Raw genomic sequence first — 13,110 nt, forward strand, 5'->3', positions numbered from 1 at the left:
CATTCTTTTGGTTTGTAGGTGTCATATTTCATAATGCTATTTCACAAAAATAAATCAAACATGAATATAAAACATTTATTTTTGAATTTTTCACAAATTATATTTTTTTTTGAATTTTATTTAAAACAACGAAAAAAAGATGTTAATTTTTGTTAATGAGTGATTTTATAGCAAAAAACCTTCTAATTTTATGTAGGTGGTGTCATATTTCATTATTTCATAAAGATAAATCAAACATGACATTAAACCATTTATTTTTGAATTTTCCACAATTTTTTTTTTTTAAACCTTATTTAAAAAAACGAAAAAAAACGTTATTTTCCATGTATCTTTCCCGTTTTTACAATGGGAGCAAAAAAACTCCCATTGTTTGAGTGTTATGTGTTTTTATATGTGGTGGTATATCTTTTAGCATATTTGTAAGGTACCTTTCAGAATTGGTACCATCAAAAACTATATATGCTGCGGAGAGGGATGGAAGTATTTTTGGAGAGAGGGATTCGTAAGAAACGAGTATTATATCCGCTTTTAGAGGGGTTTTAAGCAGTATTTCTTTTTGAATATGTGCTATTTTTTTATTTTTTATCTTGAGCAAAGTGAGAGCATTTGTTTTTAGCATTTTAGAAGGAATGGTGTCGTAAGTGGTTTTGAGAAAGGGCTTTATGATACCATTTTTTATATGGTATGGCTTTATAGCATTGTCAAAAGTTTTGCTGTCAATTGTTTTAGGATAGTAAATAGATATGGTTTGTCCTTGTTGGTATTCTACTATGGGCTGCTTTATGTTGTAAATAATTATTTTTGATTGCCGAATGGTTTGTATTTCTTGCACCAATTTCGATGCGATGAGTAAAACAAAACATACAAAACACACTTTTACCCAAAGAAATTTCTTATTGGAGAATAAAGCAAGCAGAGATATGAGCAAAAGATACAAAACAACCGTCTGAAAAGCAGATACATAAAGGGGATAAATGGTGCTTTGGGGTAAGGACGAGATAAAAACTACTGTATTGTTGAGCAAGAGGATAAGCAGAGCAAATATTTTTCCTATTATAAAGGCAATTGGCTCATATACAAAATAAAAAGACATAAGAGCAACACCCATAAAGGTTATAGCAGATGAAAGAGGAATAATAATGATATTTGCCACTAAAAAATAAGTAGGGAATTGATAAAAATAATACATTGCAATGGGTAAAGTGCCGATTTGAGCAGCTATAGACATAGCTGTAATACTCCATACATAATCCCATACGATGTGAGATGCCTCTAAGGACTTGTAAATAAGGGGATATAAGTAAACGATTCCTATCACCGCTAAGTACGAAAGTAAAAAACCGGGATTAAATATAAAAACGGGTTCATAAAGGAGTAATAGTAATGCGGAAAGTGCTATAAAATTATAGACATTGGATTTTTTGGCTATATTTTTTCCAAATAAAATAAGAGAAAACATAACCGTAGCTCTTAATACACTGGCGGAAAGCCCTGTCACAAAAGCAAAAGTCCATAGAATTAATAATAAAAGAGGAAAAGTGATGAAATTACCATACTTTCGTTTTTCTATCGGGGACAGGAGAAAAGAGAAAATTCCAAAAATGAGTGCCACGTGCATCCCTGATACTGCCAATACGTGCATCACTCCTGCGGAGACATAAGATTGTATCAGTCCTGATTCTACTTCTTCTTTTATTCCTAAAAGAAGTGCTTCTGCTATTCCCTTTTCATTTTTGGTAAGCACATACGAGCGTATAATATCTCTCATAGTATGCTTTAAAACCAATGATTTTGCGATGAGATAATTCTCTTGATACGTTCCTATTATTTTTAGGTTTTCTTTTTTCACAAAATGTTGATATTCTAAGCCTTTCCTTTTCATATATGTTTCTATATCAAAAGTATATGGGTTTCCCGAATTTTTGATTTTGGAAGGGATCCCCTTTATCCAAAGCACCGTTCCATATACAAATAATTTTTGAGGATGGAGAGATGTATCTTTTTTTAGATATATTAATACTTTTGACCTTGTAGGAATGATTTTTTTTCCATCGAATATCTTATCTACCCGAACGGTAAAAGCATAAGAATGTTCTTTTTCTGTTACTTCTTCTATAATATTACCTCTATAGAAAAAAAAGTTTGGAGAATGGGAAGCAAAATGATAGCTTTTGTTCAATACAGAGTGGGTTTGTTGTGCAACCACTCCCAGTAAAAAAAAGAGAGCCGATGCATACAAACTTATAAAGAGAATATTCTTATATAATCTATAAAAAGAAAATATAAGAATACAGGTGGTATAGCCAAGAAAAAAAACGAGGAGGTGTAAGAGAGATATTTCGGGCATGGATTCTACAGATTCTGCTATAAGTATTCCCAATATAAGTAATACTACATACCGAACAAGTGGAAAAGGAGCCCAAAAATTCATAATATACAATTATCCATTTATATTTTTTTAGTTATATAACAGATTTCCATTGTAAATAAGTTCCATGAGTAATGTGTTATCCACAGAGGTGGCACCATTTTTGTTTATGATTTTACGCTGATCTATATGACCTTGTTTTGCTAAAAAACTAATTCTTTTTTCAGCATCGGTTACATTACTTATGTATTGGTTATTTTTTTCTGTAGAAACAATATAGACACTGGTGAGTTTATCGGAAAATTCTTTTATGAGTAAAGGATTGTAAGAAGTAAAAATAAATTGAATCCTTTCTCCTTTTTGAGAAATTTCGATAAGCCATTGGATGAGTAAAGACATGTTTTTATAGCTTATACAGCTTTCTATGTCTTCTATCATAATAACAGATGGTTTTTTTTTGAGAGAGCAGAGTAATGCTATGGTAGCTATTTTTATAAATCCATCTGAGGTTTTATCCGATGAAAAAAATGGATACAAGGAATTTTTTTCCTCAAATTGCCAAGCTATTTGGTCTTTATGTATATGGATACCGATGAACGTTTTTTGGAATTTTTTCAGAGAACCAATAAATTTATTGTATGTTTCGATGTCTTTTTCTTTTATAAATTTAATGAGAGATAAAAAATTAGACCCCTCTTTTCCTAATTCACTTGCTGTGTGAGGATATGCTTTTTTGTCTTTAAATTCTTTTATAAAGTCCCTTTTTTCTGATGGTTTCATTTGACCGTTAGCATATACAGCAGGATATGCCATTCCTTTTAATAATGCCGATTGAAAATTATAATAATAAAGAGACGCTAATGCTTTAAAAAATATATCTGCTGCCTTAGAAAATTCAAAGTCAAGTTCTTCATTTTGAATTTGGGTTCTCAGTAGAAGCTCACGAGAAATGGAATGGAAACCATGTTCAAATACTTTATTTCTATCCTCTAAGGAAATATCCAATTTCTCTCTACATCCTACATTACTATCTTGACAATATAGTTCAATACTATATTTAATATGAGCAGATTCATCGTTCCAATGAGCAGAAAATGAAATAGGAGTGTCATTATTACTAAATACATTTTTATTGGAAAAATAATAAGAATCCTTTAATTCTTTATTTTTTTTACTCTCTGGAAAAGCACTGCTTACCAGTTTTGAAAAAAAACTTAGTCCCGCAAGGAGATTACTCTTACCCGAGTTATTATCACCTGTTATGAGTATTACATCTTCGATATTTATATCGGAATCGACGTGTGTTTTGAAATTAGATATATGAAAATTAGTAAACATAAAATTATTATTTTTTTATATGGATGAAAAACATTGTTACTGAGTAAAACTGAAATGCATTTGATTTTATGGATATAAGCGTTGTATATCCCAACCGTTTTTTGTTTGAATATATACGATTCTGTCATGAAGTCGATGCGGTCTTCCTTGCCAAAATTCAATAGTATGTGGGATAACCCTATACCCTCCCCAATGTTGTGGACGTGCAATAAATGTATTTTTATGAATATCTAAAAAATCATTATATTTTTTTTCTAGGGTGTACTTACTGTCTATATATTCTGATTGAGATGAGATACAAGCGGATACTTGACTTTCTTTGGGACGTAATTGAAAATAATGCTCCGAATCAGAATCTGACACTTTTTCTGCTCGTCCTTCAATACGCACTTGTCTTTCCAGTACTTCCCAAAAAAAAGAAAGAGAAACTTTTGGATTGTGAGAAATTTCTTTTCCTTTTCTGCTCTTATAGTTCGTAAAAAAAGTAAAGCCCTTTTTATCTATTTCTTTTAATAATACGATTCTTGAGGAAGGTTGCTCGTTAAAAACAGTAGATAAGGTCATAGCATTTGGTTCTTTTACTAATAATGATGCTTCAGAAAACCATTTACGAAATTGTTCAATAGGGCATTTATCTATAGATGACTCATTCAAATCCCCTTTATTGTATTCCTGTCGTGTAAAGTGTAAATCTTGTATCATGTAAAATATAATTATTTGTTTGAAAAAGGGACCTATAATTAAAAGACAAACACTCTTGCTTCATTATTACTTGTTTTTGTTTTTATTTATTTCTTCAATAAAATCATCTATCCCTAAAATAAAATCTTCTGCTTTTTTAAGGTTTTCGGTATTTTCCAATACTTCTTCCTCTTGTTTTACATTACTATTATTACGGAGAGTCTTGCTTTTATTTCTCATTTCCTGTAATATATTTTGTAATTGGATTTTATACTTGCTCAGTTTTTGGGTAAGTATCTCTCTTGTATCCGATCCTTTATTCGGAGCATATAAAATTCCCATCACAGCACCTGTCATTAATCCTATTAAAAAAGCGATAAAACTATTACTTGATTTGCTCATTGTTATAAAAATTATTGGTTATCTATTAATCCTCTCCCTGTTTTTTGTATTTTATTGTCTTGAATAAGTTTTTTTTTTATGGTTTCTAATATTCCATTTATAAATTCTTTACTTTTGTCTGTGCTGTATACTTTGGCTATTTCTATATATTCATTCATACTTACTTTTAATGGTATGGAGGAAAAATGAATCATTTCTGTTACACAGAGTTTCAAAATAACCTTATCAGTTAGGGTTAATCTACTTATATCCCAATTTTTTGCATATTCTGATATAAGAGTTTCTGTATACTCATTTGTTTCTATTGTTTTTTTACAGAGTGTTTGAGAGAACAATTGATACTCTTCGTCTATCCAAATATTCGGTATGTCAATATCCCCTATTTCTGTTGGGAATGATTTTATAGCGGATGCTATTAATCCCTTGATAATATGTCTATTTTCTTCCCAACAAATATTTTTTTCTCTTAAGAATACATCTATTTTTTCTTCTTTAAATAATATATTGCTAAAGAAATGTCTTAGTATTGCTTTATCTTCTTCTAAGTCTGGTGAATTTTTGTTTGTATATTCTTTGTACTTTTCATCGGTTTTTAAAAATGTTTTATACCAAAAAAGGAGTTCTTCATGATAATAATTATATGATATTTTTTGAGCAATGGCAGAAGAATGGAGTTTTTTATTGTTCTGTAATGCTACAATAATTTTATTTTCTAATAGATTATAGTCATTTTGAATTATTGTATTTCCTATAATTTTTGAATGTATTTTCCTTTTTTTTTCTTCATACAATATTTTTGATAATTCTACGGGTATAAGTAAGCAAAATATATATATATATTCTAATTCTTTTATATCCGTGAGTAAAAATTCTAAAGAATTGTTTTTATTATTTTGAAATTCTTGGTTATAATAGGTATAGGAAGCTATTACTGCTTCTTTTATATCATCTGAGTAATCTTTTTCAAAGGATATTATCTTTTTTTCTTGACTTATTTTGAAACATTTTTGTGCTTTTTCAATTTTTTGTAATGTTATTTGGGAGGAATTATTATCTTCTTCTGAATGTTTATACATATCATCTCGAAAAAAATGTTCTATTTTTTGTAAAGAAATAGAATAGGAAGATCTTAATCCTTGTTCGTATGCAAAATAAGCCTGCATCGCTTTTATTCTGAGGAATCTTTTATTGAGCATTGCAAAACAAAGAAAAACTATAAAAAAGATTTTATATTTGTGGGATAACAGAGACAAAAGATCTGTTGTTTATTCCTTTTTTAAATGTTACGATTCCATCTTTTAGTGCAAATATAGTATAGTCCTTTCCTAAACCTACGTTTATTCCTATATGATGTTTGGTTCCTCTTTGTCTTACTATTATATTTCCTGCTTTTGCATGTTGTCCTCCAAATAATTTTACTCCTAATCGTTTTCCTTTGGAATCTCTTCCGTTTTTTACTTTACCTTCCCCTTTTTTATGTGCCATGGTTTTTTTATTTATTTATTGTTTGAATGAGTACTTTTGTAAATAGTTGGCGATGCCCATTTTTTTTTTTGTATCCTTTTCTTCTTTTTTTACGAAATACTATTACTTTATCTCCTTTTACGTGAGATTGTATAATTCCGTTTACTTTTGCTCCTGAAATAAGAGGTGAACCTATTGTTATGTTTTCACCGTCTTCTATCATCATTACGTTTTCGAATTCTACATTTGCTCCTTCCGTTCCAGACATTTTTGGAGCGTAGATATATTGATTTTCTGTTACTTTAAATTGTTTTCCTGATATGTTTACTACTGCTTGCATTATGGTATGATTTATTATATTTTATTTTTTAAAATGTTGTATTTACTAATTACGCAATATAGTGTTTTTCACGATACTTTTATTTTTAGCAAGGTAGATACGGTATCTTTGTAGGATATTTTGTTGTTTTTCTACAAAGATTGCGTATCAAGTTTATTTTTTTATAATATTTTTTGTAATACTATATGTTATTAGTATCTATAGTATTCAGGTTTGTAAGGTCCTTCTACTTTTACTCCGATGTATTCTGCTTGGTTTTCTGTAAGGGTTTCTAATTGGCATCCGAGTTTTGCGAGATGTAATCTTGCTACTTTTTCATCTAGGTGTTTTGGGAGAGTATATACATTTGGGGTATATTTATTTCCATTGCACCAGAGTTCTATTTGGGCAAGGGTTTGGTTGGTAAAAGAGTTTGACATTACAAAAGATGGGTGTCCCATAGCACATCCTAAGTTTACTAATCTTCCTTCTGCTAGTACTATTATTTCTTTATTTTTTAAAGTGTACATATCTACTTGGGGTTTTATAGTATTTTTTGTTTTCCCGTAGTGTGTGTTGAGCCATGCCATGTCTATTTCGTTATCAAAATGTCCGATATTACAAACAACGGCTTTGTCTTTCATTTTATAGAAGTGTTGTTCTGTAATTATAGATTTATTTCCTGTTGCGGTAACAATAATATCTGCTTCTGTAACTGCGTCTATCATTTTTTTTACTTCGTATCCTTCCATTGCGGCTTGGAGGGCACAAATGGGGTCTATTTCTGTAACGATAACTCTTACTCCTGCGCTGCGGAGGGATTCTGCCGATCCTTTTCCTACATCTCCGAAACCTGCTACTACTGCTATTTTTCCTGCGAGCATGAGGTCTGTTGCTCTTCTGATGGCATCTACTAATGATTCTCTACATCCGTATTTATTATCAAATTTTGACTTTGTTACGGAGTCGTTTATATTAATCGCAGGAATAGGAAGTGTTCCTTTTTTTACTCTTTCGTATAGACGGTGAACCCCTGTGGTAGTTTCTTCGGATATTCCTTTTACATGTTGTATGAGTTCGGGATATGTATCTAATACCATATTAGTAAGGTCTCCCCCGTCATCAAGTATCATATTGAGTGGTTTATTTTCTTTTCCGAAGAAGAGGGTTTGTTCTATGCACCAGTCAAATTCTTTTTCTGTCATTCCTTTCCATGCGTAAACGGGTATGCCTTTTGCTGCGATAGCGGCGGCGGCATGATCTTGTGTGGAAAATATATTACAAGATGACCATGTTACTTCGGCGCCGAGTTCTACTAATGTTTCTATAAGTACTGCGGTTTGAATGGTCATGTGTAGACAACCGGCTATTCTAGCTCCTTTGAGAGGTTTGGTTTTTCCAAATTCTGATCGCAATGCCATTAATCCTGGCATTTCGTGTTCTGCGAGTTGTATTTCTTTTCTTCCCCATTCTGCAAGTCCTATATCTTTTACTTTATAGGATAATTTTGTTTTTATTTCTTTCTCTATCATTTTAAAATGTATTTAAATAGGTGTATTTGAAAAATTATATAAAATTGATAATTTGATTATATTACATTTTTTTTTATATTTTACAATATTTATGATAAATATAATACTAATATTTTTTTTTAGCACTTTATTTGGTGGTTGTTTTATTTTTTTTATAAAAAAACCTATTAATAAGTACTATAAATACTTCAAAATAATTTCTGTTTTTTCGGGGGCGTTTCTTTTTTCGCTTACTATTATACATATATTTCCTGAAGTATTTAGGTATGGGGATAGTTTTCATTTAGAACTATTTGTATTATTAGGTTTTTTATTGCAGTATTTTTTATCTTTTTTTTCAGGTGGGGTAGAACATGGGCATATACATACTACAGATACTCATAAAAAACATTCCTCTTTCAATTCTTATTCTGTTAGTATTGCTCTCTTTCTGCATTCATTTTTAGAAGGTGGTATATTGATTCATTCTGATTCTTTTCATCAAGATACTCTCTCTATAAGTTTACTTGTGGGGATACTTTTTCATAAAATATTAGAGTCGTTTGCCTTTATGTTTATGTTAGTATCTCTTTTTTGGGAAAAGAAAAAACTCATTCTTTTTTTATTTTTATTTGCTTGCTCTTCTCCTCTTGGAATATTAGCAATAATGTTTCTGAAAGATTTTCATTCTTTCTATGAAAATTACTATCCCTTTATGTATGCTTTTATGAGTGGGATTTTTTTATTAATATCTACCACTATGGTTTTTGAAAGTAGCCCTAAGCACACCTTTCAATTTTTGAGAAATATATTTATTATCTTAGGGGCTATCTTTGCTATCATGTTCAATTATTTTTTTCATTAAAGATATCAACAATATTTTTATAATTACTTTATTTTTTGATGTACTCATTTGCATTTTAATTTAAAACCAGTGGCGTTGGGGAACTTGTAATATGATGATGCTGTATTATTAACGCAAATGAGTATGTATCCTTTATAATCTTGATGTTTTATTATAAGTGTGGATTGAATACATCAAGAAGTAATTCTCAATGAAACCGAAGGTGGTCAATAAAAAAGTTTCCTGTGTTCTACAGCTTTGGCAAAGACCATTCGGTACTGGATTAACAAAGTTTTATATAACTTCCTAAATGTTTGATATTTTGTTCGTATTTTTTTAGGATGGCGGCTACTTTTTCGTCTTTGTAATGTCCTTCGAAATCTATAAAAAAGAAGTATTGAAAACGAGAACTTTCTTTGGAAGGGTAGCTTTCTATTTTACATAAACTTATATCATTGTGGTAAAAGTCCTGTAAAAAAGTAGCAAGAGTTCCTGGTTTATCTTCTAGGGTTGCTATGATACTTGTTTTATCAGATTGAGTTGGGGGGGAGAGGTTTTCTTTGCCGATGATGAGGAAGCGGGTAAAATTATTTTCAGAATCTTCTATATTTTCAAAAACAACGGGGACTTTGTAAAGTTTTGCTGCTATATGAGAACAAATAGCGGCTGTATTTTCTCGTTCCGATGCCATTTTACATCCGAGTGAAGTAGAAGCAACATAGACGAGTTCTATATCTTTTTCTGCCCATGTATTTCTAATAAAATTGCTACATTGAGCAAAGGCAATGTCTTTGGAATAGAGGGTCTTAATATTTCGTATATCCAAAGTATGAGACGCTAAAGAATGGTGAATGGGGATAGGTATTTCAGCTACTATCTTCACGTCTGACTTTTTGAGCATTTCTATGGTTTCTTTTATGACACCTTCTTGGTTATTTTCTATTGCTATCACTCCGTATTGGCTTCTTTTTGTATTTACCATTTTAAAAACTGCAGATATAGTTGTTTGTGGTATATATCTACTCATAGCACCAAATCTATATTCTGCGGCTTGGTGAGTAAAACTTCCTTCGGGTCCGAGGTAAGCAACATATTCGGGCATCTCTATATTACGAGAAGTAGCAAATATTTCCATAAAAATAGATTCTATTGCCTGAGGAGGCAAAAGAGTGTTTTGGCTTTTAAGATACAGCCGCTCCAAGATATTTTTTTCTCTCTCAGGTCTATATATTATAGAATTGCTTTGCTGTTTTAGAATACCTATTTTTTTTACCATTTCCATTCTTTTTTGTAAAAAATCTATCAGTGAGTCATCTATTCTGTCTATTTCTGCACGGAGTTGTTCTAATGTCATAAGTGGTGTGTGTAAGTAAAGATTGATACGAATATTGTTTTGTTCTATTTTAATAGGTGTTTTGTACTTTATTTTTTCATACAGATTTTTGAATGTTTCAGTGCCACGATTGCAATAATGTATGTGATGATTTTATTGTTACTATTTAATGTTTGCAAGAAAACTTTTAATTTTTAATAATTTTTAAATTTCAGTCAATTTTTTTTGGATATTTTTTTGTAATAAAAGCAAAAAAATATTTTTTGACTTCATTTTTTAAAAGGTTCTTAGTAATTTTTAATAAAATGTGTAAAAACATTCATTAAAAATATGGAACTCTGAATGTGTATAGAAACTTGCACTGATATTTTGGTTTAAACAATATGATTGTGTTTTTTATGTTTTACTAACTCGACTTCTTTTTCTAAAAATTAAAAATATATTAAATAGTGATTTTTAATACAAATTAGTAGAGCAAATAGTTCTAAATTATTTGGAAAACAATGTATCTTTTTTGAAAATTGATTAAAAATATGAAATATCTTTGAATTCCCATTCATAAGTCCGATTCACTTTGAAAAAATTAAATCGAGAAATTGATCAGGGAGATAAGCATCTTTAGGGATTATGTTTCTAAAAACTAGAGAGCGTTTGTAAAAAGTTGCTTTCTTTTTTTTATTTTGTTTCTTTTATAAAAGGAATAATTTTTAGAAATTTAGAATATCAAAAATAAAAAGTATATATTAATTAAATACAATTCAAAAAGAATACAAGAAAGAATAAACACACATATTTTTTATTATGGACAACCATCAATTTTTGTAGGAAAAACATATCCAAAAAGCTATGGTGTCGGTAAATAAAAGCAGGGTAATTTAGAATAATCTCTTCTTGGAAAAATATTGTATAAATAATAATAATAAAAAACATAATAGATGATAACCTTTTTAGTTTAATTATTTTTATAAAAAAATTTTATTTTTAGCAGGTGAGCAAGTGAATATTATAAAGAAACGCAAGAACAATATTTTCAAGATGTAATAACCATAAACATGAGAAAAACAGGATTTAAACCTTATGCTCAGACACTACAGGTATTAAAGAATAGGAAAAATGGTAGGTCTTTAGAAATAGTGAAACAAACAGAAAGACAACAACGAAGTCAAGCAAGATTTGCACAATCATTGCTTGGATCTTCGTAAAAATGGATTTTTTCTTTCTGTTATAGCATCCGTACTTGGCATAATAGAAAAAAATATTGGATATAATAAAGAATAATACAACATAATTCCACTCCGAAGAGTCCTTTGTAGATAAATATCAGTATTTATTACTATTATATATAAAAGCATCAAACTTTGGGATTAGATTCAATTTTAATAATTAACAACACACAATATGATAAAAAATAATGTATGGAAAGTGGTATTGCTTCTCTCAATATCGTGCAGCCCGTCTCATAAAAATGTAGAAACTATGAGCGAACAAGAAATACAAGTATATGCAAAGGAATTAGCCGACGCACTTATTATTACTGATGGTCATATAGACCTTCCTTATCGTATGAAAGAAGGAAATTATGGTTTTGGAAAAGAGATATTAGATATTTCTGTGCGAACTCCCGATGGAGATTTTGATTACTTCAGGGCAAAAGAAGGAGGATTAGATGCTCCATTTATGTCTATTTATATACCTTCCAAGTATGGAGTGAGCGATGCCGCAAAGTTTTTGGCAGATTCTCTCATAGATTTAGTGGAAAATATTACTAAAAAGTTTCCAAATCAATTTGCCTTAGCAAAAACTCCATCGGAAGTAGAAAAAAATACCAAAGATGGCAAAATATCCTTCCCTATGGGTATGGAAAATGGATCCCCGATAGGAAATGATTTGTCCCGAGTAGAATATTTTTTTAAGAGAGGAATAAACTATATAACCCTTACACACGCAAAAGATAATCAGATATGCGATTCTAGTTATGATACTATCCATACTCACAACGGTCTCAGCCCTTTTGGAGAACAGGTAATCCAAGAAATGAACAAAGTAGGAATTATGGTAGATGTTTCTCACGTATCAGATAGTGCCTTTTATGATGTTATGAAAATAACCAAAGCACCCGTCATTGCTTCCCATTCTTCTTGCAGACATTTTACCCCAGGTTTTGAAAGAAATATGTCTGATGAAATGATTGTAGAACTTGCAAAAAATGGAGGTGTCTTACAAATAAATTTTGGTTCTACCTTTTTAAGTCAAGAAGCAAGAGATAATTTTAAAAAAGCAGATAAGCATTTAGAAGCATGGATGCAACAAAACAACCTCAGTAAAACCGATTCTCTCACCCTTGCTTATAAAAAAGAATACTACACAAAAAATAATATCTACGAAAATGTAACAAAAGTAGCCGACCATATAGATCATGTAGTGCAACTGGTAGGAATAGATCACGTAGGATTAGGTTCTGATTTTGATGGAGTAGGAGATAGCTTACCCATAGGACTGAAAGATGCATCTCAATATCCAAATCTCATAGCAGAACTTCTAAAAAGAGGATATTCAGAAGAAGAAATAGAAAAAATATGTTCTAAAAATGTATGGAGAGTGTGGAATACAGTATTGCAGATTGCGGAGAAGCAATAGTTAGCGGCAGCCAACAACCTGATCAAGTAACCGACATTAGATTATAAAATGCAATGGCACAAGAACCGAATATAATAAAAGTAAAAGATTTGCCTGAAGATAATAACTTAAGAATAATAAAAGTAAAAAATTTGCTTGAAGATAATAGCTTAAAAATTCCAAGCTATCAACGACCATATAAATGGACAACAAAAAATGTTAATCAACTTATTG

12 protein-coding genes are annotated in these 13,110 nt (G+C 30.2%); 3 read left to right on the plus strand and 9 right to left on the minus strand.

The features are described from left to right. Positions 1-340 precede the first annotated feature (340 nt). The 8 genes from QM536_07285 to ahcY form a co-directional block, all read right to left on the minus strand. Positions 341-2,431, minus strand: a complete 2,091-nt coding sequence (locus QM536_07285; GenBank protein MDI9356806.1) for a ComEC/Rec2 family competence protein — start codon at positions 2,429-2,431, stop codon at positions 341-343. Positions 2,432-2,458: 27 nt separating this feature from the next. Continuing rightward, positions 2,459-3,706, minus strand: a complete 1,248-nt coding sequence (locus QM536_07290; GenBank protein ID MDI9356807.1) for an AAA family ATPase — start codon at positions 3,704-3,706, stop codon at positions 2,459-2,461. A 66-nt stretch (positions 3,707-3,772) separates the two neighbouring features. Further along, positions 3,773-4,408: a pyridoxamine 5'-phosphate oxidase gene (gene pdxH, locus QM536_07295; protein MDI9356808.1), complete on the minus strand. Its 636-nt coding sequence runs from the start codon at positions 4,406-4,408 to the stop codon at positions 3,773-3,775. Between the two features lie 66 nt (positions 4,409-4,474). After that, the gene (locus tag QM536_07300; GenBank protein ID MDI9356809.1) at positions 4,475-4,789 is read right to left on the minus strand and encodes a YtxH domain-containing protein; all 315 of its coding nucleotides are present in this window, start codon (positions 4,787-4,789) and stop codon (positions 4,475-4,477) included. 11 nt (positions 4,790-4,800) lie between these two features. Further along, positions 4,801-5,985 carry a transcription antitermination factor NusB gene (gene nusB, locus QM536_07305; GenBank protein MDI9356810.1) on the minus strand — a complete coding sequence of 395 codons (1,185 nt, stop codon included), beginning with the start codon at positions 5,983-5,985 and terminating at the stop codon, positions 4,801-4,803. A 31-nt stretch (positions 5,986-6,016) separates the two neighbouring features. Continuing rightward, positions 6,017-6,274: a 50S ribosomal protein L27 gene (rpmA, locus tag QM536_07310; protein MDI9356811.1), complete on the minus strand. Its 258-nt coding sequence runs from the start codon at positions 6,272-6,274 to the stop codon at positions 6,017-6,019. Between the two features lie 7 nt (positions 6,275-6,281). After that, entirely contained in the window at positions 6,282-6,593 is a 312-nt protein-coding gene (rplU, locus tag QM536_07315) for a 50S ribosomal protein L21 (GenBank protein MDI9356812.1), read from the minus strand. A gap of 191 nt (positions 6,594-6,784) precedes the next feature. Further along, entirely contained in the window at positions 6,785-8,104 is a 1,320-nt protein-coding gene (gene ahcY, locus QM536_07320) for an adenosylhomocysteinase (protein ID MDI9356813.1), read from the minus strand. Positions 8,105-8,195: 91 nt separating this feature from the next. On the opposite strand from ahcY, the gene QM536_07325 reads away from it, so the two are divergent. Next, positions 8,196-8,948 carry a ZIP family metal transporter gene (locus tag QM536_07325; protein MDI9356814.1) on the plus strand — a complete coding sequence of 251 codons (753 nt, stop codon included), beginning with the start codon at positions 8,196-8,198 and terminating at the stop codon, positions 8,946-8,948. A gap of 262 nt (positions 8,949-9,210) precedes the next feature. Here QM536_07325 and pheA read toward each other — a convergent pair whose 3' ends face one another. Continuing rightward, complete coding sequence (pheA, locus tag QM536_07330) at positions 9,211-10,281, minus strand: prephenate dehydratase (protein MDI9356815.1); 1,071 nt, start codon at positions 10,279-10,281, stop codon at positions 9,211-9,213. Between the two features lie 1,031 nt (positions 10,282-11,312). On the opposite strand from pheA, the gene QM536_07335 reads away from it, so the two are divergent. Together QM536_07335 and QM536_07340 are read left to right on the plus strand one after the other, a co-directional pair. Beyond that, a complete protein-coding gene (locus QM536_07335; GenBank protein ID MDI9356816.1) occupies positions 11,313-11,462 on the plus strand; it encodes a hypothetical protein in 150 nt (49 codons plus the stop codon). 196 nt (positions 11,463-11,658) lie between these two features. Next, positions 11,659-12,897 carry a dipeptidase gene (locus QM536_07340; GenBank protein ID MDI9356817.1) on the plus strand — a complete coding sequence of 413 codons (1,239 nt, stop codon included), beginning with the start codon at positions 11,659-11,661 and terminating at the stop codon, positions 12,895-12,897. The last annotated feature ends 213 nt before the right edge of the window (positions 12,898-13,110 follow it).

This window comes from Chitinophagaceae bacterium (genome assembly GCA_030053935.1).
Classification (GTDB): domain Bacteria; phylum Bacteroidota; class Bacteroidia; order Cytophagales; family JASGCU01; genus JASGCU01.

What these genes read in the sequence shown, in the direction of transcription:
- ahcY (MDI9356813.1), bottom strand. Translation starts at nt 8,104, where the DNA reads ATGATAGAGAAAGAAATAAAAACAAAATTATCCTATAAAGTAAAAGAT.
- QM536_07325 (MDI9356814.1), top strand. Translation starts at nt 8,196, where the DNA reads ATGATAAATATAATACTAATATTTTTTTTTAGCACTTTATTTGGTGGT.
- rplU (MDI9356812.1), bottom strand. Translation starts at nt 6,593, where the DNA reads ATGCAAGCAGTAGTAAACATATCAGGAAAACAATTTAAAGTAACAGAA.
- QM536_07335 (MDI9356816.1), top strand. Translation starts at nt 11,313, where the DNA reads ATGAGAAAAACAGGATTTAAACCTTATGCTCAGACACTACAGGTATTA.
- rpmA (MDI9356811.1), bottom strand. Translation starts at nt 6,274, where the DNA reads ATGGCACATAAAAAAGGGGAAGGTAAAGTAAAAAACGGAAGAGATTCC.
- pheA (MDI9356815.1), bottom strand. Translation starts at nt 10,281, where the DNA reads ATGACATTAGAACAACTCCGTGCAGAAATAGACAGAATAGATGACTCA.
- nusB (MDI9356810.1), bottom strand. Translation starts at nt 5,985, where the DNA reads ATGCTCAATAAAAGATTCCTCAGAATAAAAGCGATGCAGGCTTATTTT.
- QM536_07290 (MDI9356807.1), bottom strand. Translation starts at nt 3,706, where the DNA reads ATGTTTACTAATTTTCATATATCTAATTTCAAAACACACGTCGATTCC.
- pdxH (MDI9356808.1), bottom strand. Translation starts at nt 4,408, where the DNA reads ATGATACAAGATTTACACTTTACACGACAGGAATACAATAAAGGGGAT.
- QM536_07285 (MDI9356806.1), bottom strand. Translation starts at nt 2,431, where the DNA reads ATGAATTTTTGGGCTCCTTTTCCACTTGTTCGGTATGTAGTATTACTT.
- QM536_07300 (MDI9356809.1), bottom strand. Translation starts at nt 4,789, where the DNA reads ATGAGCAAATCAAGTAATAGTTTTATCGCTTTTTTAATAGGATTAATG.
- QM536_07340 (MDI9356817.1), top strand. Translation starts at nt 11,659, where the DNA reads ATGATAAAAAATAATGTATGGAAAGTGGTATTGCTTCTCTCAATATCG.